At 45.3% G+C, this 23,806-nt stretch carries 23 protein-coding genes; 8 read left to right on the forward strand and 15 right to left on the reverse strand.

The features are described 5' to 3' along the window. The first annotated feature begins 38 nt into the window (after positions 1 to 38). From BSZ04_RS21510 to BSZ04_RS21525, 4 genes are read left to right on the forward strand one after another with little or no spacing between them, the layout of a single operon-like run. Positions 39 to 1,850, forward strand: coding sequence for a penicillin-binding protein activator (locus BSZ04_RS21510; RefSeq protein ID WP_010445842.1), 1,812 nt, complete (start codon positions 39 to 41; stop codon positions 1,848 to 1,850). Beyond that, entirely contained in the window at positions 1,837 to 2,205 is a 369-nt protein-coding gene (locus tag BSZ04_RS21515) for a YraN family protein (RefSeq protein WP_038884181.1), read from the forward strand. The genes BSZ04_RS21510 and BSZ04_RS21515 overlap by 14 nt, the downstream gene beginning before the upstream one ends. A gap of 3 nt (positions 2,206 to 2,208) precedes the next feature. Beyond that, a complete protein-coding gene (locus BSZ04_RS21520) occupies positions 2,209 to 2,799 on the forward strand; it encodes a phosphoheptose isomerase (RefSeq protein WP_010445840.1) in 591 nt (196 codons plus the stop codon). Between the two features lie 21 nt (positions 2,800 to 2,820). Next, a complete protein-coding gene (locus BSZ04_RS21525; RefSeq protein WP_088881337.1) occupies positions 2,821 to 3,402 on the forward strand; it encodes a BON domain-containing protein in 582 nt (193 codons plus the stop codon). A gap of 46 nt (positions 3,403 to 3,448) precedes the next feature. Here the strand turns inward: BSZ04_RS21525 and sspB are convergent, their stop codons facing one another. The 8 genes from sspB to zapE form a co-directional block, all read right to left on the reverse strand. Then, on the reverse strand, positions 3,449 to 3,934 hold the full coding sequence (gene sspB / locus BSZ04_RS21530) for a ClpXP protease specificity-enhancing factor (RefSeq protein WP_088881338.1): 486 nt from the start codon (positions 3,932 to 3,934) through the stop codon (positions 3,449 to 3,451). Between the two features lie 19 nt (positions 3,935 to 3,953). Next, positions 3,954 to 4,589, reverse strand: coding sequence for a stringent starvation protein SspA (gene sspA / locus BSZ04_RS21535; protein WP_010445837.1), 636 nt, complete (start codon positions 4,587 to 4,589; stop codon positions 3,954 to 3,956). A gap of 96 nt (positions 4,590 to 4,685) precedes the next feature. After that, the gene (locus BSZ04_RS21540; RefSeq protein ID WP_010445836.1) at positions 4,686 to 5,423 is read right to left on the reverse strand and encodes a cytochrome c1; all 738 of its coding nucleotides are present in this window, start codon (positions 5,421 to 5,423) and stop codon (positions 4,686 to 4,688) included. After that, entirely contained in the window at positions 5,420 to 6,685 is a 1,266-nt protein-coding gene (locus tag BSZ04_RS21545; RefSeq protein ID WP_010445835.1) for a cytochrome b, read from the reverse strand. Before BSZ04_RS21545 ends, BSZ04_RS21540 begins: the two co-directional genes overlap by 4 nt. Next, complete coding sequence (petA, locus tag BSZ04_RS21550) at positions 6,685 to 7,275, reverse strand: ubiquinol-cytochrome c reductase iron-sulfur subunit (RefSeq protein WP_010445834.1); 591 nt, start codon at positions 7,273 to 7,275, stop codon at positions 6,685 to 6,687. Before petA ends, BSZ04_RS21545 begins: the two co-directional genes overlap by 1 nt. A gap of 550 nt (positions 7,276 to 7,825) precedes the next feature. Then, on the reverse strand, positions 7,826 to 8,218 hold the full coding sequence (gene rpsI / locus BSZ04_RS21555; protein ID WP_005436094.1) for a 30S ribosomal protein S9: 393 nt from the start codon (positions 8,216 to 8,218) through the stop codon (positions 7,826 to 7,828). Positions 8,219 to 8,233: 15 nt separating this feature from the next. Beyond that, on the reverse strand, positions 8,234 to 8,662 hold the full coding sequence (rplM, locus tag BSZ04_RS21560) for a 50S ribosomal protein L13 (RefSeq protein ID WP_012842158.1): 429 nt from the start codon (positions 8,660 to 8,662) through the stop codon (positions 8,234 to 8,236). 253 nt (positions 8,663 to 8,915) lie between these two features. Next, on the reverse strand, positions 8,916 to 10,019 hold the full coding sequence (gene zapE, locus BSZ04_RS21565; protein ID WP_045386526.1) for a cell division protein ZapE: 1,104 nt from the start codon (positions 10,017 to 10,019) through the stop codon (positions 8,916 to 8,918). A gap of 196 nt (positions 10,020 to 10,215) precedes the next feature. Between zapE and zapG the strand changes: the two genes are divergently transcribed. The 3 genes from zapG to degS all read left to right on the forward strand — a co-directional run bounded on the left by zapG (position 10,216) and on the right by degS (position 13,445). Beyond that, positions 10,216 to 10,659: a Z-ring associated protein ZapG gene (gene zapG / locus BSZ04_RS21570; protein WP_010445827.1), complete on the forward strand. Its 444-nt coding sequence runs from the start codon at positions 10,216 to 10,218 to the stop codon at positions 10,657 to 10,659. A 234-nt stretch (positions 10,660 to 10,893) separates the two neighbouring features. Beyond that, complete coding sequence (locus BSZ04_RS21575; protein ID WP_010445825.1) at positions 10,894 to 12,261, forward strand: Do family serine endopeptidase; 1,368 nt, start codon at positions 10,894 to 10,896, stop codon at positions 12,259 to 12,261. A 119-nt stretch (positions 12,262 to 12,380) separates the two neighbouring features. Beyond that, positions 12,381 to 13,445 (forward strand): outer membrane-stress sensor serine endopeptidase DegS, encoded by a 1,065-nt coding sequence (gene degS / locus BSZ04_RS21580; RefSeq protein WP_088881339.1) that lies wholly within the window; start codon positions 12,381 to 12,383, stop codon positions 13,443 to 13,445. A 37-nt stretch (positions 13,446 to 13,482) separates the two neighbouring features. Here the strand turns inward: degS and parC are convergent, their stop codons facing one another. The 6 genes from parC to nudF all read right to left on the reverse strand — a co-directional run bounded on the left by parC (position 13,483) and on the right by nudF (position 20,505). After that, entirely contained in the window at positions 13,483 to 15,771 is a 2,289-nt protein-coding gene (gene parC, locus BSZ04_RS21585) for a DNA topoisomerase IV subunit A (protein ID WP_005447746.1), read from the reverse strand. Positions 15,772 to 15,774: 3 nt separating this feature from the next. After that, positions 15,775 to 17,655 carry a DNA topoisomerase IV subunit B gene (parE, locus tag BSZ04_RS21590; protein ID WP_088881340.1) on the reverse strand — a complete coding sequence of 627 codons (1,881 nt, stop codon included), beginning with the start codon at positions 17,653 to 17,655 and terminating at the stop codon, positions 15,775 to 15,777. 250 nt (positions 17,656 to 17,905) lie between these two features. Further along, positions 17,906 to 18,490, reverse strand: a complete 585-nt coding sequence (yqiA, locus tag BSZ04_RS21595) for an esterase YqiA (protein ID WP_045386516.1) — start codon at positions 18,488 to 18,490, stop codon at positions 17,906 to 17,908. A 55-nt stretch (positions 18,491 to 18,545) separates the two neighbouring features. Further along, positions 18,546 to 19,352 carry a 3',5'-cyclic-AMP phosphodiesterase gene (gene cpdA / locus BSZ04_RS21600; RefSeq protein ID WP_038884174.1) on the reverse strand — a complete coding sequence of 269 codons (807 nt, stop codon included), beginning with the start codon at positions 19,350 to 19,352 and terminating at the stop codon, positions 18,546 to 18,548. Positions 19,353 to 19,411: 59 nt separating this feature from the next. Next, positions 19,412 to 19,855: a DUF1249 family protein gene (locus BSZ04_RS21605; RefSeq protein ID WP_010445813.1), complete on the reverse strand. Its 444-nt coding sequence runs from the start codon at positions 19,853 to 19,855 to the stop codon at positions 19,412 to 19,414. Then, the gene (gene nudF, locus BSZ04_RS21610) at positions 19,855 to 20,505 is read right to left on the reverse strand and encodes an ADP-ribose diphosphatase (RefSeq protein WP_038884173.1); all 651 of its coding nucleotides are present in this window, start codon (positions 20,503 to 20,505) and stop codon (positions 19,855 to 19,857) included. The genes BSZ04_RS21605 and nudF overlap by 1 nt, the downstream gene beginning before the upstream one ends. Before the next feature lie 229 nt (positions 20,506 to 20,734). On the opposite strand from nudF, the gene tolC reads away from it, so the two are divergent. Next, complete coding sequence (tolC, locus tag BSZ04_RS21615; RefSeq protein ID WP_088881341.1) at positions 20,735 to 22,057, forward strand: outer membrane channel protein TolC; 1,323 nt, start codon at positions 20,735 to 20,737, stop codon at positions 22,055 to 22,057. Between the two features lie 304 nt (positions 22,058 to 22,361). On the opposite strand, the gene hldE is transcribed toward tolC, so the two are convergent. Then, the gene (gene hldE, locus BSZ04_RS21620; RefSeq protein ID WP_088881342.1) at positions 22,362 to 23,792 is read right to left on the reverse strand and encodes a bifunctional D-glycero-beta-D-manno-heptose-7-phosphate kinase/D-glycero-beta-D-manno-heptose 1-phosphate adenylyltransferase HldE; all 1,431 of its coding nucleotides are present in this window, start codon (positions 23,790 to 23,792) and stop codon (positions 22,362 to 22,364) included. Between the last annotated feature and the right edge of the window lie 14 nt (positions 23,793 to 23,806).

The following is a 23,806-nucleotide window of genomic DNA, read 5'->3' on the forward strand; positions in this document are numbered from 1 at the left end:
GAGACAATTTTGTACAAAATTATAGAGAACTCACGGCAATGATGAACCATAAGAGACTCAGTGTACCACGCTTACTCACTCCTGTTGCACTGGCAATTACGTTGGCAGCTTGTTCCTCTGGTCCAAAGCAACCAGACAGCGTAGACATTACGCTAGAGCCAACCCAGTCAGTTCAAAACTACATGATTCAAGCAGATAGCACTGAAGGTAGCCTACAGAATGACTGGCTTATTATGGCTTCTAAGGCTGCTATCCAGGCAAATGAATTCGATCAAGCTGAGTTACTACTAAAACGTCTTTCACGCCAACAACTTACTGACGTACAACAAGCTGAGTGGCAATTAACACGTGCGACGTTGAAACAGAAACAGGGCAATTACCAGCAGCTATTGCAAGAGTTGAACTTTCAGCCGTGGTGGAAACTACCAACGGAGCAGTGGAAAGATTATTATTCCCTCCGTGCGGATGCCTTCCAAAGCTTGCACAAACCCTTTGATGCAAACCGACAACTGGTTGCTCTTAGTCAGTACTCATCGCCATCTGAGCAAGCCGCTATTTCAAGTCGAATCTGGATGAACTTTGCAAGTTATTCAGAATATGAGCTGACCTCGCTACGCACAGAAGCGAGTGAAGATGTTCTAGATGGCTGGCTTCAGCTAGCAATTTACGCGAAAACACTTGCAGGCAATATACCTCAATTAAAAAACACGCTTGAACGCTGGTTGAGCGAAAACCCATCGCACCCAGCAGCCGTTTATACACCTACGGAAATCAAAAATATTTTGGCGTTAGAGATTGTTAAGCCAAACAATACAGCCTTATTACTTCCGCTTACCGGTAAGTTCGCCCCTCAAGCTCAATTGATTCGAGATGGCTTTATTTTTGCCATGATGAATGATGAGTATCGTGATCCTAACGCTACGCTAACAGTCATTGATACCCATGCGTACAGCGCTGATGAAATTAAGCAAAGACTTATCGATGATCGTATCGACTTCGTTGTAGGACCATTGCAAAAAGAAAACGTGACTTTGCTACAAACAAGCTTGGATGGCACCTCAAATGGCCCACACATTCCAGCCTTGGCACTCAACATCCCAGAAGATGTACAACCTGGTAATGAAATTTGCTACCTAGCACTCTCACCGGAACAAGAAGTTGCACAAGCAGCGAAACACCTATTCAGCCAAGGTTATCAGTTCCCAATGATTCTCGCGCCAAGTGGTTCATTTGGTCAACGTGTTGTTGAAGCCTTTAATGCCGAATGGGCTAAGTACAGTTCAAACAAAGTGGCAACTAGCTACTTCGGTGATAAACGCCAATTGCAAAAAAATATCAACGGAGTTTTTGGTCTACAAGAAAGCCAGCAACGTATCGCTCAAATGCAATCACTGCTACGCACCCCGCTAGAAACTCAACCTCGCAGCCGAAGAGATGTTGATGCGGTATACATTGTTGCACGCAGTTCCGAGTTGACGCTCATCAAGCCATTTATCGAAGTTGCAATCAACCCTGACGCAAAGCCGCCGCAGCTATTCTCTAACTCGCGTAGTAATAGTGGTGATACTGTATATGAGGATCTCACGGGGATTATTTACAGTGATATTCCATTGCTAATTGATGCAGACCCAACAGTGAAAGCTGAAATGACAGAGCTTTGGCCAAACCAGTCAAATATGGAAAAACGTCTAGAGGCTCTAGGTATGGATGCTTACAAACTGATGGGCGAATTACCACAAATGAAGGTGGTTCCAGGCTACTCCGTACCGGGCCAAACAGGCACCCTAAGTATTGATAACAACTGTGTCGTACAACGCGAGTTGAGCTGGGCTGAGCGTGGGGCTCTTTAGTAAGCGACAAATTGGTAATCAATACGAAACCCTGGCGAAGCAGTATTTGCAGCGCCAGGGTTTGCGCTTTTTAGATCAAAATTATCTGACTAAAGTCGGCGAAATTGATTTAATCTTCCAACAAGGTGAAACTATCGTCTTTGTTGAGGTCAAATATCGTAAGAATGATAGCTTTGGCTCAGCAGCAGAAATGGTCACCCGCGCAAAAATGCGTAAACTAGTCAAAACAGCCCAAATTTGGCTAAGCCAGCAACAGCGCTCGGCGTACAATATCGATTATCGGTTTGATGTGGTCGCCATTCACGACAGTGGTCGAGACATCAACTGGATACAAAATGCAATCTCTGAAGGATAAACGATGCTAGACAGCATTAAAGACAGTTTTACAGAAAGTATTCAAATTCAAATTGCGGCAGCAGAAGCACTGCCAGACGCCATTACTCATGCAGCTCAAGCCATGGTCTCGAGTTTGCTCAATGGCAATAAAATTCTATGTTGTGGCAACGGTGGCAGTGCGTCGAACTCTCAGCAGTTTGTTTCTTGCCTTTTAAACCGATTCGAGACTGAACGCCCTAGCCTACCAGCAATGGCCCTAACAGCAGACAACACAACGTTGACTGCCGTCGCCAACGACTACCACTACCAAGAGATCTTCTCTAAACAGGTGCGTGCTTTTGGTCAGCCTGGCGATATCCTACTAGCGATTTCAACCAGTGGTAATAGCAAGAACATCATCAAAGCAATGGAAGCTGCCGTAACGCGTGATATGACGATCATCGCTCTTACGGGTAAAGATGGCGGTGAGATGGCAGGTCTGCTTGGCGAAAACGACGTAGAAATTCGCATTCCTTCTCACCGAACTGCACGTATTCATGAAGTTCATATGTTAACGTTGCATTGCCTTTGTGATTTAACCGATCAGGTGCTTTTCCCTGCACACGACGAATAACTAGCCGGAGAGTATTACGCTATGATGCGATGTCTTGTCATCTTACTTACGATGTTCAGCCTAAGTGGTTGTGCAGGGTTGTTTATTGCTGGGGCTGCCACAACAGCCAATATAGTAACTGATACCCGTACAACTAAAGAGATATGGCAAGACAACAACATCGAGTTCGAGATTGCAGCTCTAGGAAATAAAGCCCCGTTTAAAGGTCAAGTTCGTGTAGTGGCTAGTTCTTATAACGGAACAGTTGTATTAATGGGCCAAGCACCAACACAAGCGCTAGTGAATGATCTAGAGTCTAAAGCTCGAGACGTAGAAGGCGTCAAGAATGTTCACAACCAAATTAAGTTGAAAAAACCGCTGAGCGTTACAGAAATAAGTAACGACAGTTGGATCACCACAAAGGTTAAATCAGCACTGCTTACAGATAGTGAGCTCAATGGTGTGAAAGTTAAAGTAATCACTGAAGACAGTGAAGTTTTCTTGTTCGGATACGTGACCGCTGAACAAGCGAATAGAGCCACTGATATCGCCAGAAATATCTCTGGTGTAAAGCAGGTAATTAAAGGTTTTCAGTATGGTGAAACGATCTCAGAAACCGAATAATTGGCAATTAACAAGCAATAAAAAAGCAGCGATAACGCTGCTTTTTTTATTTAATCACTCTTAAGCTTGGTCGGCCTTTCGGACGAGGAGCTTCATCTTCAGTTTGTTCTGAATCAGTAGGAGGCACTTCCGAAGAGTCACTTACCGTGCTAAATGCCGGTGCCTGCTCTTCTTCTACCATCTCCTCATCTTCAATATGAGTGTACGCCTCTTCTGGTTCAAACATTGTACCTGCACCGTTTTCACGCGCATAAATTGCATGTACAGCGTAAACAGGCACAATAACTGAATGAGGACGACCACTGAATCTTGCGTGAAAGGTAATGGCATCATTACCTAGCTCAAGTTGACCGACAGCACGCGGAGCAATATTCAAGATAATTTGACCATCTTGAATAAACTCAACCGGTACACGTACACCTGGTAGAGTTGCATCAACAACAAGGTGTGGCGTTAGGTCATTGTCTACCAGCCAGTCGTAAAATGCGCGAAGCATATACGGACGGCGAGCAGTCATTTTTGCAATATCCATAACGTGTTATCTAAATCGCTTAGCGAACTAGGCGCATTTCACGTTCAGCTTCAGTCAGAGAAGCAAGGAATGAATCACGTTCAAATACGCGGTTCATGTAAACTTTAATCTCTTTTGAACCTGGGCCAATTAGATCAATACCTAGTTGTGGTAAACGCCACAATAACGGAGCTAGGTAGCAGTCAATTAGGCTGAATTCTTCGCTCATGAAGTATTCATACTCAGCAAAGATTGGCGCTAGAGTCAGAAGATCGTTACGCAGTTTAATGCGTGCTTTTTCTGATTCCTCTGCGTTGCCCTTCATAACTTTCTCAGCGAGTGAGTACCAGTTACGTTCAATACGGTACATCATCAGACGGCTGTTACCACGAGCAACTGGGTAAACAGGCATTAGAGGTGGATGAGGGAAACGCTCGTCCAAGTACTCCATGATGATTTTCGAATCGTAAAGAGCTAGCTCACGGTCAACAAGAGTTGGCACTGATTTGTATGGGTTTAGCTCAACAAGCTCAGCAGGAAGGTTAGCTTCATCAACAAGCTCTACTTCAACACTTACGCCTTTTTCAGCTAGTACGATGCGAACCTGATGGCTATACAAATCTGATGCACTTGAGAAAAGAGTCATCACAGAACGTTTATTGGCAGCTACAGCCATGGAGCCCTCCAGTACACTTACAAATAAAAATAATGGAGGCTAAGCCTCCATTATCCATCAATTAAAATTGGGAATTAGCACGGTATGATAGCACAATTAATGCACATCACGCCAATACTCTTTCTTGAGCATCACGACAACTATTGTTAGTAGAACTAGGAAGCCCATAACCCACCAACCCATCGCATGACGCTCAAGTTTAACTGGGTCACCTGAGTAAACTAGGAAGTTAACTAGATCACCAACAGCTTTATCGTACTCACCAGAGCTTAATTCACCTGTACCGTCCGTTTCAGTGCCAACGACCACTTGTACTTCCTCACCGTCAACGACTTTCGTGCCGTAAACTGGTGTAGGAATACCTTGAAGCTCTTCAAGAACATGCGGCATACCAACACTTGGGAATACCATGTTGTTCACGCCGAATGGGCGGGATGGATCAACATAGAATGCACGTAGGTAAGTGTATAACCAATCCGCACCACGCACTCGAGCTACTAGAGTTAGATCCGGTGGCGGAGCACCAAACCAGTCCCCTGCTTGCTTCGCAGGCATCGCATTAACCATCAGGTCACCAACTTTCGCCTCAGGGTCGAAAATCAGGTTTTCTTTCATTAGGTCAATTGGAATATCCAAGTCCGTTGCTACTCGCTCATAACGCTGGTATTGCGTTGAGTGACAAGCAAAACAGTAGTTCATGAATAGCTTCGCGCCGTTTTGCAGCGAAGCTTTATCCGATAGGTCCACGTTTGCTTTATCTAGCGGAACATTGGCACCCGCTGCCATCGCTAGAGATGGCAACATAGCAAATAGAATTACAATCCACTTCTTCATTTGAATGTCACCCTCTCTGGTAATGGTTTGGTCGCTTCATTTTTGCTGTAGAAGAACAGCAGTACAAAGAACATGAAGTAACACAAGCTAAAGATCTGAGACAGAATCGTGTAAAGCGGCGTTGCCGGTAGTGCACCCAAAATACCCAGAGCAATAAAGGCGATAGTGAACTGAACAATATTCAATAGGTGGATTTTGCTACGGTAACGGTACGAACGTACTTTACAGCGATCCAACCAAGGTAGAACAAACAATACTGCAATTGACGCCCCCATTAGGATTACACCCAATAGCTTGTCAGGAACCGCACGCAAGATTGCGTAAAACGGAGTGAAGTACCATACAGGAGCGATATGCTCAGGTGTCTTCAGTGGGTTTGCAGCTTCAAAGTTAGGCGGCTCAAGGAAGTACCCACCCATCTCAGGGTTAAAGAACAGCACGTAACAGAAGAAGAACAAGAAACCAGCCACACCAACCAAGTCCTTAACCGTACCGTACGGATGGAAAGGAATCGAATCGATGATGTCGTATTTCTTCGAGTAGTAATCGTGGAACTTAAATTGCGATTGGTAATCGTCGCCCATCGAGCCTTTTGGTAGCTTAGTTTCGATACCGTCAGGGTTGTTTGAGCCAACTTCATGTAGCGCCAATACGTGCAGTACCACCAAAAGAAGCAGAACGATAGGTAATGCAATTACGTGAAGTGCGAAGAAACGGTTCAGCGTTGCACCAGAGATGATGTAGTCACCACGGATCCAAAGCGTCAAATCATCACCGATAACTGGAATCGCACCGAACAGAGAAATGATAACCTGAGCACCCCAGTATGACATCTGACCCCATGGTAATAGGTAACCCATGAAAGCTTCCGCCATTAGAACTAAGAAGATCAACATACCGAAGATCCAAAGTAGCTCACGAGGCTTCTGGTATGAACCGTAAATCAAACCACGGAACATGTGCAGGTAAACCACAACGAAAAACGCTGACGCGCCAGTTGAGTGCATGTAACGTAGCAGCCAACCGTACTCCACGTCACGCATGATGTATTCGATAGAAGCAAACGCGCCTTCACCAGAAGGAACGTAGTTCATAGTCAGCCAAATACCCGTCAGGATTTGGTTAACCAATACCAACATTGCCAGAGAACCGAAAAGGTACCAAAAGTTAAAGTTCTTCGGCATTGGGTATTCCGACAAATGCTTTTTATAAGCATTCATCGCTGGAAGTCGTTTTTCAACCCAGTCTAATAGTGCTTGCATTATGCGTCTCCCTCATCAACACCGATAATGAGCTTCGTATCACTCAAATACATGTGCTTAGGAACCACAAGGTTCAGCGGTGCAGGTACACCCTGGAACACTCGACCAGCCATATCAAATTTAGAACCGTGGCACGGACAGAAGAAGCCAGACTTAACGCCTTGAACTTGCTCTGCGAACGTATCCGGTAGATAGGTAGGTGAACAACCTAAGTGAGTACAGAAGCCAACCGCCACGAAATACTCAGGCTTGATCGAACGATGTGCGTTCTGAGCATAAACTGGTTGTTGTTCCATTTCTGATTGTGGGTCACGAAGCTGTCCATCGATGTTCTTAAGGTTATCGACCACTTCTTGAGTACGGCGTACAACCCATACAGGCTTACCTTGCCACTCAACACGGACCATCTGGCCAGCTTCAATTTTGCTGATATCCACTTCCACCGGTGCACCCGCAGCTTTCGCTTTGGCACTCGGATTCCATGATTTGATAAAAGGCACGGCGACGGCAGCTGCCCCTAATCCACCAACAACTGCCGTTGTAGCGGTTAGAAAACGCCTGCGACCGTTATTTAAAGGCGCGTTGCTCATCCAAACATTCTCCCATTTGCTCCCTTTGGATCGTTGTTATTCCGCTTATAAGAGCATGGCTAACTAATAATGAATTTAGTTCTATTTATTGGAGGGAAATGATAAAGAAAACCCTACTTTTTGACAAGATAAAGCTACCTTTTTGTAACAATTGTGAGGCAAATCGCTCACGCCGTCACAAAAGCGGCAGAATTATAAAAAATAGATGTGATTTGTAACAAGAAAGCGAAACGAAGAACGCCTGAATATTCGAGAAAAAGCCTTGTATTCCGGTTATTTTCCGTCGCTTAGACAGGAAGATATTTCAAGAATGTGAAGGTTATCGCCACTTTTGTTACTCAAACTTTGTAGCACGAGTAAGGCGTAAAAACTCATCATTAGAGAGAGTAAATGTTGCGAGGATATTAAGTGAAGGAGTAAAAATGAGTGCGAAAGGAGGAAAATGAATAAATGCCGACTTCTGAAAAACAAAAAGCTCGGCATATAGCCGAGCTTTGGTACACAGTATCCAGAGTAACTCTGGACCAGCATAATTTCCGATAAGAGGAAATTAACGCTTAGAGAACTGTGGACGACGACGTGCTTTACGTAGACCAACTTTCTTACGTTCAACGCAACGAGCGTCACGAGTAACGTAACCAGCTGCACGTAGAGTAGGACGTAGAGACTCATCGTATTCCATAAGAGCGCGAGTGATACCGTGACGGATAGCACCAGCTTGACCAGAAATACCGCCACCTTTAACAGTAACGTATAGGTCTAGCTTCTCAGTTAGTTCAACTAGCTCAAGAGGTTGTTTAACAACCATACGAGAAGTTGGACGACCGAAGTACTCATCAAGGCTACGCTTGTTGATTACGATGTTGCCGCTGCCTGGTTTGATGAAAACACGCGCAGCTGAGCTTTTGCGACGGCCAGTGCCGTAGTATTGATTCTCTGCCATTTTCGAAATCCCCAATTAGATGTCTAGTACTTGTGGTTGTTGAGCAACATGGTTGTGCTCAGCGCCTGCGTAAACTTTAAGCTTACGGTACATAGCACGGCCTAGAGGACCACGTGGAAGCATGCCTTTAACTGCAAGCTCAAGAACCATCTCAGGTTTACGATCGATCAGCTTTTCAAAAGTGATAGATTTTAGACCACCTGGGAACTCAGAGTGACGGTAGTACACTTTGTTCTTAGCTTTGTTGCCAGTTACAGCAACTTTCTCAGCGTTGATAACGATGATGTAATCACCAGCGTCAACGTGAGGAGTGTATTCAGCTTTGTGTTTGCCACGTAGGCGAGATGCAATTTCACTTGCTAGACGACCAAGAGTTTTACCCTCTGCGTCTACAACGTACCAGTCGCGTTTTACAGTTTCTGGTTTAGCAACGAAAGTTTTCATGCTAATAATAACCCGTTAATTAAAATTTAAACTTTAAGGAACACCCAATAGTGCTCCCACACTGTCTAAGAGCCCAGTCATCACCCCTTCGAGTCGTTGGTTCTCTCGACCTTCTATGTCGAAATAACTTCGATAATCAGGTCTGCAGTAACGGTGGGTCGCAGGATTATAGAGAAGAGCGAAGAAAAAATCACCTTTTTTTGCGTTAAATCACGAATTTTTTCTTCACTTTTTTAAGATGAGTTGCTGATTTTTACGCCAGATGCTCTCTAGCGAGGTATTCGTGGCTCTGCATCTCGGTCAATCGAGACAGACAACGTTTAAACTCGAATTCCAACTGCCCTTGCGCATAAAGGGAATCCATCGCCACTTCTGCAGAAATAATCAGTTTGACGTTACGCTCGTAGAACTCGTCCACCAATGCAATAAAGCGTCGCGCGGCATCATCTATCTTACGGTCCATCTGCTTTACATCTGCCAGCAATACCGTGTGGTAGATACGAGATAATTCAATATAGTCATTCTGACTGCGGGGCGTTTGGCATAGTTGCTCAAAAGAAGCGTGTAGCACGCCATCACTAGCTTCAATCACCGCCACTTCGCGATGGTTAATTTCAATGCTGCTTACTGCAACTTTTCTTTCGCCAATCAATTGCTGGTAGTAGTGCTTGAGGTTAACGGACGCTTGTTCATCCAGTGGGTAGTGATAAATCTCCGCCTGCTCTAATGTACGCAGGCGATAATCAACACCACTATCTACATTCAACACTTCGCATCTTTCTATAATCATTGCGATTGCTGGCATAAAACGCGCTCGTTGTAAGCCATTTCGATAGAGGTTCTGAGGCTCGATATTCGATGTTGCCACTAATACCATTTGGCGTTTAAACATTTCTTGTAGCAAAGTTGCCAGAATCATTGCATCGGTAATGTCAGACACGAAAAACTCATCAAAGCAAACTATATCCGCTTCTTTCTTAAACAAATCAGCGACTTTAGATAACGGATTCTCCACTTCGCCTAGACGCTTAAGTTCATCATGGACTCGATACATAAATCGATGGAAGTGAACTCTCATCTTCTTCTCTGTTGGAAGGGAGTCATAAAAGGTATCCATTAGATATGTTTTCCCACGCCCAACACCACCCCAAAAATACAATCCTTTGGGAGGTTCTGGAAGTTCAGGCTTCTTACCTAATAGTTTTTGCCATTTAGAAACTTGAGGAACTGGCGCAGCTTGGAAGGCTATAATGTCGTGGTAGAGCTTATCTAAAGCAACAACGGCGTTATGTTGGGCCTCATCACGCTGAAAGCCATTATCTACAATATCTTTTTCGTATCGTTTTAATGGTGTCATAGCAATATGTCGTATCAGAGGAACAGAGAAATAATGTCACGCGACAGTCAGTTTGTATCATTCTGTAGAAGTGCTTGCACTCCATAAACAGGGCTTCTATTTTTCTTTATCGACTGTGCAAGGCATAGTAACATGGACATGCACCGCGTGTAACTAAGTAGTAAAAAACTTGTTAAAACAACTATAAGGAGCAGTTATGCCTTGGATTTATGCCATTGTGGGTTTGCTGGTCGGTACAATTGTAGGCGTAGTCATAAGCAGACTAACCACCCCAGAATATAAGAAGCAAAAATCAGTTCATAAAGAGCTAGAAGCCGCGAAATTCCAATTAGAGCAACAACGCCAAGAGCTTGTCGATCACTTTGCACAGACTGCAGAAATGTTGGATACCTTAGGTAAAGACTACACCAAGCTATACCAACATATGGCGAAGACATCTGCTGAACTTCTTCCTAACCTGCCGGAGCAAGACAACCCGTTTGATAAGAAAACAGCGATGTCGACTGATGTAGCAGAAGAGCAACAAGAAGACGCAAATGAACAGCCTAAAGACTATGCTAATGGCGCAACCGGACTGCTTAAAGATCAAGAAAAGGAAGTCATCGAAGCTCCAGAATTAGTAGCAGCTAAAGCTTCATAAACGTCATGTAAACCCAAGTAATCACACACGAACTGTGATACTTGGGTTTTTTCTTTTCCTAATAATTGTACTTTTTGTCATTTCCTTCCTCTCTAGTTTGAACTTTTTTCCAACATCAATGTTCTAAACTCCATAACAACCTGCCGGCCCCTTTTGACTATCAACACCAATCCCCATAATGGATTTGATGAAGATATTTCTTTTGGCAGACCTGTTAAACAGAGGAGTTATTGGATGAAAAAACCTTTGCTTGCGCTAACCGTTCTATCTTTAAGCTTGAGTTCAATCATCACACCAGTTACCGCTACCGCTGCACTTCCATTGAGTGTTGATGGTGAGCAATTACCTAGCCTTGCGCCAATGTTGGAGAAAGTGACTCCGGCAGTCGTCAGTATTGCCGTGGAAGGCAAGCAGGTTCAAACCAGTCGTATACCAGAGCAGTTTCAGTTCTTCTTCGGTCCTGAATTTCCAACAGAGCAAACCAGAGAACGCCCTTTCCGAGGTTTAGGTTCTGGCGTCATCATTGATGCCCAAAAAGGACAGATCGTCACCAACTACCATGTCATTAAAGGGGCAGACGACATAAGAGTACGTCTATATGACGGCCGAGAATACGATGCAAAACTCATTGGCGGTGACGAGATGTCAGATATTGCATTGCTAAAACTTGAGACGGCAAAAAACCTTACCCAGATAAAAATTGCAGACTCAGACAAGCTCCGTGTCGGAGACTTTAGCGTTGCGATTGGCAACCCATTTGGGCTAGGTCAAACCGTCACTTCCGGCATCGTATCAGCTTTGGGACGAAGCGGATTGAATGTCGAAAACTTCGAAAACTTCATTCAAACCGATGCGGCCATCAACAGCGGTAACTCAGGCGGTGCTTTGGTTAACCTTAACGGTGAGCTGATCGGTATCAACACTGCTATTCTTGGTCCAAATGGTGGCAATGTCGGCATTGGCTTTGCTATCCCATCGAATATGATGAAAAACCTTACTGACCAGATTTTAGAGTTTGGTGAAGTGAAACGCGGTATGTTGGGCGTTCAAGGTGGCGAAGTTACTTCTGAACTTGCAGAAGCTCTAGGCTATGAGTCAAGTAAAGGTGCTTTTGTTAGCCAAGTTGTGCCAGACAGTGCCGCAGATAAAGCTGGGCTAAAAGCGGGAGACGTGATTGTTTCCGTTAACGGAAAGTCGATTGATACCTTCTCTGAGTTACGAGCAAAAGTAGCCACCTTAGGGGCCGGGAAAGAGATAACACTTGGCGTTATCCGCGATGGTAAGAAAAAGGACTTCGACGTGACGTTGGGCGAGTCCACCAATATCAAAGCCAAGGCTGAGACCTTACACGATGGCCTCAAAGGCGCAGAATTAGGTAACACCACACCAAGTGATAGTATTCAAGGTGTCAAAGTTACTAACGTAGTTGAAAACTCACCGGCAGCTCAATACCAGCTGCAAAAAGATGACATCATTATTGGTGTAAACCGTCAAAGAGTGAAGAATTTAGCTGAACTGCGCTCAATTACCGAGAAACATAAAGGGGTATTGGCTCTGAACATCCAACGAGGAGATCGTACTATTTACCTCGTTATCCGCTAATCCTTTGAGTAGCGTCTATAAAGGGCAGTATGTTTACATACTGCCCTTTTGTTATTTTTCAATGTAATGCTATTCTTCTTGTCTCTAATTTGAGTTGTTCTACAAAGCATGGAGTGGGTATGCTGAACTTTTTGTTACGTTCTGTTTTTTTAGGTCTCGCGACTGCGGCGGTTGTTCTATTGGCCGTACCTTCTTTGCGTAGCAATATCATCCCAGAGGCTCTTGACGTTCAGCCAAGTAATATTAAGTCACTGGAAGTCTCTTTTAATCAGGCCGTCAGAAAAGCAGCCCCTGCTGTGGTCAATATCTACAGCCGTAAGTATGTGGAAAACGATCGCAGTAAACTTTCGACTCAAGGCTTAGGTTCTGGCGTTATCGTCAGTGAGAAAGGCTACATTATTACTAACTACCATGTCGTCGCTCAAGCCGATCAAATCGTAGTCGCATTACAAGATGGCCGTGCTGCTGCAGCCCAATTGGTTGGAACAGACAAACGTACCGACATTGCTATCTTGCGTGTCGAAGGTTCCAACCTCCCAGTCATACCACTCAATCCAGAATATCAGCCTCAAGTTGGTGATGTCGTCCTAGCAATTGGCAACCCTTACAACTTAGGCCAAACCACTACCTTCGGCATTATTTCAGCAACAGGTCGTTCATCGATCAGTGATGGTCGCCAAGCCTTTATCCAAACCGACGCGGCAATCAACGAGGGTAACTCCGGTGGCGCTTTGGTCAACACTCAGGGAGAACTGGTTGGCATCAATACCGCTTCTTTCCAGCAAGCGACCGATCTTGAAACCTACGGTATCTCCTTTGCAATCCCAGCCCCTCTAGCAAACAAGATCATGCAGAAGATCATCGCAGATGGTCGTGTGATTCGTGGCTATATTGGTATTGATGGGCAAGATATTAATGCAGTGACGGCTCGCTTACTGGGGAATGAGCACATCGGCGGTATTGTCGTTTTAGGGATCGATCCAAATGGACCTGCAAGTGCGGCTGGCTTTGAAAAGCAGGACATTATTATCAGCATTAACGGAACCAAGGTGCAAGGTCGTCAAAGTGTGATGGATATTGTTACTGACTTGCGTCCAGGCACCAGCGTTGATGTTGGTATTATCCGCAAGGGTAAAGAAATGAATTTGAAAGTAACCATCGCCGAAGACAAACAAGAAGCATAAAAAATCCCAGCCATTGGCTGGGATTTTTGTTTGTGCGTTATTCGCTATCGCTCGGCTCTTCTGAAACCTCTGAGCTTCCACCCATTTCAATTTCAATTCGAGTTACGCGCTGCAAACCTCGCGGTAGCAAGCTGCCTCGACGTCCGCGTTCACCACGGAAGTTCTCAAGATCAGCAGGTTTCAAACCTAACTTTCGCTTACCTGCATAAAGTGTAAGAGACGCACCTTGTGGCAGAGCCATCAAGTGAGAAAGCACCTCTTCACGTTCTTTCGCCTTCGCTGCTGGGATGTTGATGATCTTGTTACCCTTACCTTTCGCTAATTGCGGTAGGTCTTTGATTGGGAACAACAGCATACGACCTTGATTCGTAATAGCTAGAATTTCATCTGAATCCAAGTCTGCAATCGTCTTTGGTGTCATCACCTCAGAGTTTGCAGGTAGAGTCACCAATGCTTTACCGCTGCGGTTCTTAGATAGCAAATCTGAACCTTTACATACAAAGCCGTAACCAGCATCAGAACCCACCAGCCATAGCTGATCTTCTTCACCCATGATCACTTGGCGAATATTGCTGCCTGCGGTGATATTCAAACGACCTGTAATTGGCTCGCCTTGACTTCTTGCAGACGGTAATGAATGCGACTCAAGTGAGTAGCTTCGACCATCACTGCCAAAGAACACCGCTTGCTGGTTACTCTTACCACGCGCATGTGCTAAGTATTGGTCACCAGACTTGTAGCTCAAGCCTTCAGCATCCACATCGTGACCTTTCGCGTGACGAATCCAGCCTTTCTCAGAAAGCACAACCGTGATTGGCTCACTTGGTACTAGGTCGCGTTCAGTCAATGCTTTTGCTTCTGCACGTTCAACCATTGGAGAACGGCGGTCATCACCATATTTCTCTGCGTCTGCTTTGATTTCTTTCTTCAGTAGTGTGTTCAGACGACGCTCAGAACCTAGTAGCTGTTCTAGCTTCTCACGTTCTTTCTCTAGCTCGTCTTGCTCACCACGGATCTTCATCTCTTCTAGTTTTGCTAGATGACGAAGTTTGGTATCTAGAATTGCATCCGCTTGGATATCGGTAATGCCAAAGCGTTCCATCAGCACTGCTTTTGGATCGTCTTCAGTACGAATGATCTCAATCACTTCATCTAGGTTTAGGTAAGCAACCAACAAACCTTCCAAGATGTGTAGACGAGCCATTACTTTGTCTAGGCGATGTTGTAGACGGCGACGTACAGTCGTACGACGGAACTCGATCCACTCAGACAGAATTTGTACCAGACCTTTAACTTGAGGACGGTTATCCAAACCAATCATGTTCAAGTTAACGCGGTAGCTGCGCTCAAGATCCGTAGAAGCGAACAAGTGGTTCATCAACAGATCGCAATCAACGCGGTTTGACTTCGGAACCACAACGATACGCGTCGGGTTCTCGTGATCCGATTCATCACGAAGATCGTCAACCATTGGCAGCTTCTTAGCACGCATTTGGTTAGCGATTTGCTCAAGTAATTTTGCACCTGATACTTGGTGTGGCAGAGAAGTGATTACGATATCTGAACCTTCTTTGTGCCATACCGCGCGCATCTTGATGCTGCCACGACCGTTGCGGTAAATCTTCTCAATATCTGCTTGTGGCGAGATAATTTCCGCTTCTGTTGGGTAATCCGGACCTTTAACGAACTGCATCACATCAGGCAGTTCCGCCTTCGGGTTGTCGATCAAATGAATGGTCGCATCCGCCACTTCACGAACGTTATGAGGTGGAATATCCGTCGCCATACCTACTGCGATACCGGTTACACCGTTTAGCAGGATATGAGGCAGACGTGCAGGCAACATTTGTGGCTCTTTCATCGTGCCATCAAAGTTAGGTTGCCATTCAACTGTACCCTGACCTAATTCGCCTAACAGTACTTCGGCAAACTTAGACAGTTTTGCTTCGGTATAACGCATTGCTGCGAATGATTTCGGGTCATCTGGCGCACCCCAGTTACCTTGACCGTCAACCAATGGGTAACGGTAAGAGAATGGCTGCGCCATCAATACCATCGCTTCGTAACATGCAGAGTCACCGTGCGGGTGGTATTTACCCAACACGTCACCAACGGTACGTGCGGATTTTTTGTATTTTGCTGATGCCGAAAGACCAAGCTCCGACATTGCGTAAATGATGCGTCGTTGAACCGGTTTCAGACCATCGCCAATGTATGGCAATGCGCGGTCCATGATTACGTACATCGAGTAGTTCAGATAAGCGTCTTCAGTGAACTTGCGCATTGGCAACTGTTCAACGCCATCATAAGTAATTTCTGTAGACATCCGTTAAACCTCTGCCATATCGCCATTGCTTTGTAGCCAAGAACGACGGTCATCTGCTCGTTTCTTACCAAGCAACATATCCATCATTTCCATGGTCGCCGCTGAGTCATCAATGGTTAACTGAACCAGACGACGAGTATTTGGATCCATGGTTGTTTCGCGCAACTGAAGTGGGTTCATCTCACCCAGACCTTTGAATCGTTGCACGTTGATTTTGGCTTTCTTCTTCGACAAGCGCTCTAGTACGCCATCTTTTTCGTCATCGTCTAGGGCATAGAAGACTTCTTTACCACAGTCGATACGGTACAGAGGCGGCATCGCTACGTAGATATGGCCAGCTTCAACCAACGCACGGAAGTGACGAGTAAACAGTGCACACAATAGCGTTGCGATGTGTAGACCATCCGAGTCCGCATCGGCAAGGATACAGATCTTACCGTAACGAAGGCTGTCTAGGTTGTCACTGTCTGGGTCGATACCCAAAGCTACCGAGATATCGTGCACTTCTTGAGAAGCCAGAACTTGATCTGCAGAGACTTCCCACGTATTCAGGATTTTACCGCGCAATGGCATCACCGCTTGGAACTCACGATCACGTGCTTGTTTAGCAGAACCACCCGCCGAGTCACCCTCTACGAAGAAGATTTCGGTGCGGTTAAGGTCTTGTACAGAACAGTCGGTCAGTTTGCCTGGCAGTGCAGGACCTGATGCGACCTTCTTACGTACAACCTTTTTGCTCGCGCGCATACGACGGTGTGCGTTAGCGATACACACTTCCGCTAACTGTTCAGCCAGCTGCGGCTTTTCGTTCAACCAAAGGCTGAATGCGTCTTTTACGACACCAGAGACAAAGGCAGCCGTCTGACGAGAAGACAGACGCTCTTTGGTCTGACCGGCAAATTGCGGATCTTGAATCTTAACTGACAGAACGTAAGAACAGCGGTCGAAAACGTCATCACCCGTTAGCTTCACGCCGCGAGGCAATAAGTTACGGAATTCACAGAACTCACGCATTGCATCGAGCAAACCTTGGCGCAGGCCATTAACGTGCGTACCACCCTGTGCGGTTGGGATAAGGTTCACGTAACTTTCCGTGATCATCTCGCCGCCTTCTGGCTGCCAGATCACCGCCCAGTTTGCTGCTTCAGTTTCTGCTGAGAACTCACCAGTAAATGGTTCTTCAGGGAGAACTGGATAACCTTTCACACCTTCCGCTAGATAGTCTTTAAGACCATCTTCGTAGTGCCATTTGTAGTCTTTGTTGTTTACTTTATCGGTAAACGTAATCTCTAGACCCGGGCAAAGTACTGCTTTCGCACGTAGGTTATTCACCAAACGTGTTACCGAGAAGTTTGCAGAATCAAAGTACTTTGCATCTGGCCAGAAGTGTACACTGGTACCACGGTTGCGACGGCCACATGTGCCCGTAACCGTTAGATCAGATACCTTATCACCATGCTCAAATGCAATCTCATACACTTGACCATCACGACGGACTGTCACTTCAACACGCTTAGATAGCGCGTTTACTACAGAGATACCTACACCGTGCAGACCACCAGAGAATTGGTAGTTCTTGTTAGAGAATTTACCACCTGCGTGAAGCTTACATAGGATCAGTTCAACACCTGATACCTTTTCTTCTGGGTGGATATCAACAGGCATGCCTCGACCATCATCGATCACTTCTAATGATTGGTCAGCATGTAGGATGACTTGTACTTTTGAGGCATGTCCGGCAAGCGCTTCATCGACACTGTTATCGATAACTTCTTGGCCCAAGTGGTTTGGGCGCGCTGTATCCGTATACATCCCTGGTCGGCGACGTACTGGCTCTAAGCCATTCAGTACTTCAATGGCACCAGCATTATATTGTTCAGTCATATTACGGAATTGTTCTCAAAGTTTACTTGTTTCCCGAGCTTCGCAATGATGCGAACCATATTCGAAAAACGAAAAAGCTACCCCGTCTGCACCCTTAGCATTGGCAAGGTTATGCATAACAAAGTAGTCAGGGCTTCATACCCTTAAGTTCTTTTTGGCAAAACATAGTCGGAAAGCATGCCAACTATGTCAAGAAACGGTTGGATATAGCAATGAAAACTATGAGCCTATTCCAATCGTCTCGTTAGTATTACAGTTTTAGGAATTCAATGATTTGAGCAGGATAACGCTCAAAGCCGATAAAACTGTGATCACCGCCTTCTTCTACCGTTTGTCTCGCTTGCGCAAACTTTTCTACGGCCTGGCGATAGTCCAATACCTCGTCTTCCGTTTGCTGTAACAACCAGAAAGACTCAGGCGACGCGATGCTTTGTACATCAAGTGCTTTTAGCTCGTCAATATGACAAGCTTCAAGTGTATAGGTTTCGTGCGTATACGGGTTGGTTTGCTCACCAAGGTAATCCACCAGCAATTCATAAGGCTTGACCGCTGGGTTTACAACCACAGCTCGAAAGCCAAATTTTGCATTCAACCAAGTCGACATGTAACCACCTAATGAGCTACCAACGAGACCAATGTTATAGTCGTCTTGATGCTGCTCAACGATATCTAGTAAGTATTGAGCCGCAAGTTGAGGGAAACACGGTAGCTGAGGCACGATAACCTTAATATCCGGTCGCTGCTGTTCACAGAACGCTTTCATTACATTCGCTTTCATGGAAAGCGGCGAGCTGTTAAAGCCATGGATATAAAGCAGCAAAGAAGGTTTGCTCATGATCGCCTCACGTTAAAAAAGTAAGCCCGAACATAAGGTTCGGGCATGATAATGATTAGTAGCCGTTTGAGGTAAAGTCCGGCTGAAATTGGCCATCTGGTAAACGGTTGACCTCGGTCGTAATGTCACCATTACTGTGCAACTCAAGTTCTCGCCAACCTGGTGACTCAGTATCAAGTGCAAAGTCATCGGAATCTGGTTTGAACTGCACGCAAGTTGATGGCGTAGCCATCACACGGATGCCATTATCCAAAACGTTCATATCTTGGTGGACATGGCCGCATAAAATGCCTTTTACGTTCGAAAAACGATTCACAACTTGCCAAAACGCTTCCGCATCTTTCAATGTATGCTGATCTAACCAGGCACTGCCAACCAATAGAGGATGGTGGTGCAAAAGGACCAAAGTATGTCGCTGTGGATTTTCTGCGAGCTTTTCCTCAAGTAGTGTCAGCTGTTGATCGCTTAATCGCCCATGGGGTACACCAACGACCTGAGAATCCAAAAGAATCAACTGCCAGTGCTCACCGAGCATAAGATGCTCAACAGATTGAATTTGAGGAGATGGCAGAACACTGCCCATGTTGGGCTTGTAATCATGATTACCAGGAAGCCAGAAACAATCTTTTTCCAACGGTGCGATACCTTCAGCAAAACGCTGATAAGATTCGGCACTATGATCTTGCGAAATATCACCAGTTGCTAATATGTAGTCAAACTGCACCTGACGATGGAGAATCTCTTGCACCACGGCAGAGAAGCTGTCGGCAGTTCTTACGCTCAGCAAGCTGCCCTCATCTGCAGCAAACAGATGAGTATCCGTGATTTGTAATAGCTTTATACTGTCACTAGATAATTGCAAAATGAAAACCTGATTCGTCCACTATAGTTCTTTGTTGTTTTCCCTTAATGAGCTGACAATCAATTGAAGGCAAGTGGTGTTCTACTAATACCACTTCGTAAACAGAACGTCAGCCATTCACCAAGGAATGTATTGAGCTGATGCTTTTCATCTCTTTGCATCAACTGGTCGTTGGGATAATCATATTTAGCTTTAATGCGAGAAAATTCTCCACCTGAACATACTTCAGCAACTCTCGCATCGTGATAAAGCCTGACAGACATCGTCGGTAAAGGAAACACTGGTGTTTCATCACTCTGACATATCTCAACAACTGTGGTGTATTTTGTGATTTCATTCACGGTCAATTGGTAGACCATACTCGCAGCTTGATAGCAGCGAACATCACCAACTTCGGCAGAGGCAGGCAGTAACGCGTTCAGCTTAGCGTAGTTGGTCTCATATGTTCTCATTAGACCCGCTAAGTCGACATGATATCGTCGTTTTTCAGCTACTTGTGCCATTACTCATTCTCCACCGTAGGGGGAACTCCCCATTGTGACGTCAATTCCTCATGGTTCAATTGCAGCCATTGCAATGCAATGATAGATGCACCATTCTCGAATTTACCGTCTTTCACCCATTGATACGCGGTTTCACGACTAAGGACATGGACTCGAATATCTTCATTCTCATAGTCTAAACCATGAATGCCATGCGCTTTAGTTGCATCCACTTCGCCAATGAATACATCCAGCTTTTCAGAACAACCGCCAGAAGAAGGATAATAAGAGGTTACCGAAGCCACACGTCCGACTTGAATACCCGCTTCTTCTTCCGCTTCTCGACGAATCACCTCTTCAGCAGATTCATCGCGATCAATCATGCCAGCGACAATTTCGTACTGCCATGGGTGTGAATGTTCCAACGCTCCCACTCTGATCTGTTCAATGATCACAACCTGATCAGTCACAGGGTCATACGGGAGCATAGCAGCAGCATGACCACGCTCGAACATTTCTCGTTCAACAACGTCACTCCATCCACCAGCAAACAACCTATGCTTAAAACGGTATTTCACCATTTTAAAGAAGCCTTTAAATACGGTTTCTTTTGAGATTATTTCCACATCCTGTGGAGTAAAATCATTCTGTTGCTTGTCACACTGTTGCATTCAACACCTCTTTGAGTGAATCGTGTAGTTTACTCATTGTTCTGAGCTTGCTCAAAGGACATTGCTCAACTTTTTATATAATAGTTATAAATAATTTTAAGCAAATCCCAAAAATTTATTGCACGAGTGGATAATTAAGTGTAAAAAAGTGCAAAGTTTAGAGTAAATATCGTTCAAATTGAGTTAAACTACTGAGAATTAACCAATCTATTGACCGCGGGAATAGAAAATGAAAAAACTGCTTCCACTTTTTATCAGTGCAGCGCTAGGTAGTATGAGTACATCTGCATTGGCAGACTCTCTTGCAGAAATCTACGATTTAGCAAAACAAAATGATCCTCAACTACTGAGTGTTGCAGCACAGCGCGACGCTGCTTTTGAAGCAATCAACTCTAGCCGCAGTGCCCTACTACCTCAAATTAACTTGACCGCAGGATACAACCTAACTCGTGGTGATACTGATCCTGACGCAGGCAGCAGTATCTCAAATGATAAAAATGTTCTATCTGCAGGCGTTGGCTTCTCTCAAGAGCTTTACAACCGAGCGTCTTGGATCACATTAGATACCGCTGAAAAAACCGCGCGTAAATCAGATGCATCTTACGCGGCAACACAACAAGGCTTAATCCTACGTGTCTCTCAGGCATACTTCGAAGTGCTACGAGCGCAAGATAACCTAGTGTTTGTTCGTGCAGAAAAAGCTGCCGTTGGCCGTCAGCTAGAACAAACAAAGCAACGCTTTGAAGTAGGTCTATCAGCAATTACTGACGTACACGATGCACAAGCTCAATACGATGCAGTACTAGCTGATGAAGTGTTGGCAGAAAACTCACTGATCAACAGCTACGAATCGCTACGTGAAATCACAGGTCAGGAACATAAAAACCTGAATATTCTTGATACTGCGCGTTTCTCAGCAAGCCCATCGAACGCCACTGCAGAAGCTTTACTTGACCAAGCAAAAACTGAAAACTTGAGCCTATTGTCTGCACGTATCTCACAAGATATTGCTCGCGATAACATCTCTCTAGCAAGCTCTGGTCACTTGCCAACGCTATCGCTAGATGGTGGTTACAACTATTCTGACCAAGCAGAAAGTATTAACGACAACACCACTGATGGCTTTAACATCGGCGTTAACCTAGCTGTGCCTCTATACACTGGTGGCAACATTACTTCTAAAACGAAACAAGCTGAATTCGCATACGTTGCAGCAAGTGAAGATTTAGAAAAAGAATACCGCAGCGTAGTAAAAGATGTTCGTGCGCAAAACAACAACATTAACGCTTCAATTGGCGCGTTAAAAGCTTATGAGCAATCTGTTGTTTCTGCGAAATCTGCGCTAGAAGCGACTGAAGCAGGTTTTGATGTAGGTACTCGTACCATCGTAGACGTTCTAGACTCAACTCGTCGTCTATATGATGCCAACAAAAACCTATCTAATGCTCGTTACGATTACATCTTAAGCGTACTTCAATTGCGTCAAGCGGTTGGTACACTGAGCGAGCAAGATGTCCTAGATGTTGATGCAGGCCTGAAGCCAGCAAAATAAGCATCGATATCTAAGTAACACACAAAACGCCAGTTGAGTTTTCAACTGGCGTTTTTTTGTTGGGGTAAGTAACCAAGCCAAGTGCGCTTTAGATTCCCTCCCCTTTCGAAGGAGCGGGTTAGGGAGGGGTTGCTTCTCGATCTAATTGACGACACTGGTTTTCAATCAGATCGAGCATTAAGCCCCTCTAACTCCCCTTGAAAAGGGGGAGGACTGGAATGCGTTTGTGGTTACATTCACTCCTTCAAAAACAACAAAGGTCGCTCGAAAGCGACCTTTAGTAATCAATTTGGCGAGAAACGAATTAGCCCTTACCACCTTTGATTGCGTTAATGATTTCGCTGGTTGAGCAACCATCTTCGAAGTTCAGTACGCGAACTTCACCGCCTGCGGCAATCACTTCTTTACCACCAGCAATCTCTTCTGGTTTGTAGTCACCGCCTTTTACTAGCAAACTTGGCAACACTTCAGAAATCAAACGCTGAGGCGTGTCTTCACTGAAAGGTACGACCCAATCAACTGCACCTAGACCTGCCAATACTGCCATACGACGGTCTGTCGGGTTTACTGGGCGACCAGGGCCTTTTAGGCGCTTAACGGAATCGTCAGTGTTGACCGCAACGATAAGGCGATCGCCAAGTTCAGCAGCATGGTTTAAGTAAGACACATGACCAGCGTGTAGGATGTCGAAACAGCCATTGGTCATCACCACCTTCTCACCTTTCGCGCGTGCTTTCTTCACAGCTTCGATCAGTGCTTGCTCTGAAATCACACCGTAGTCGGTATCTTGACTACCATGAATCGCTTCCGCCAATTCAATCTCAGATAGGGTTGATGTACCTAGCTTGCCAACCACAACACCTGCTGCTGCATTGGCTAGTGCACATGCCTCTTCAAATGATTTACCCGCCGCTACCGATGCTGCCAATACAGAGATAACCGTATCGCCCGCACCTGTCACGTCGTACACTTCTTTCGCTTGAGTAGGTAAATGGAACGGCTCTTGACCACGACGAATAAGTGTCATGCCATTTTCGCTGCGTGTTACCAATAGTGCTTCAAAGTCGAATTCTTCAACCAGTGCTAGTGCTTTTTCTACTAACTCTTGCTCAGACTTCACTTTACCGACTACGTCTTCAAACTCTTTCATGTTTGGCGTTAGTAGTGTTGCGCCACGGTAACGCTCAAAGTCCGCACCTTTCGGATCGATGAATACAGGAATATTCGCTGCACGTGCTTTTTGGATGTATGCCTGAACGTGCTCCAAAGACCCTTTCGCGTAGTCAGACATGATCACCGCTTTCACTGCTGGCAATGCGGTTTCCATGCGAGACAACACTGGCTCTGGATCGGTGTTTTCAAACTTGTCTTCGAAATCAAGGCGAATCAACTGCTGACCACGACTCATCACACGTAGCTTCGTAATGGTTGGATATTCAGGCAATGCCACGAAATCGCATTTTACTTTGAGCGAGTTCAGCGTTTCCGTCAGTACTTTCGCTGGCTCATCCATGCCTGTTAGACCAACAATGTGAGCATGACCGCCGAGTGAAGCGATATTCATTGCGACGTTCGCAGCACCACCCGGACGCTCTTCATTGTTTTCTACTTTAACAACAGGTACTGGCGCTTCAGGGGAGATGCGTCCAGTTGGGCCATACCAGTAACGATCTAGCATGACATCACCGATGATTAGCACACCAGCGCTGTTGTAATCAGGTAGAATTGGTTTCATTATTGGTCTCCAAA

It is taken from the genome of Vibrio rotiferianus, assembly GCF_002214395.1.
Lineage (GTDB): Bacteria > Pseudomonadota > Gammaproteobacteria > Enterobacterales > Vibrionaceae > Vibrio > Vibrio rotiferianus.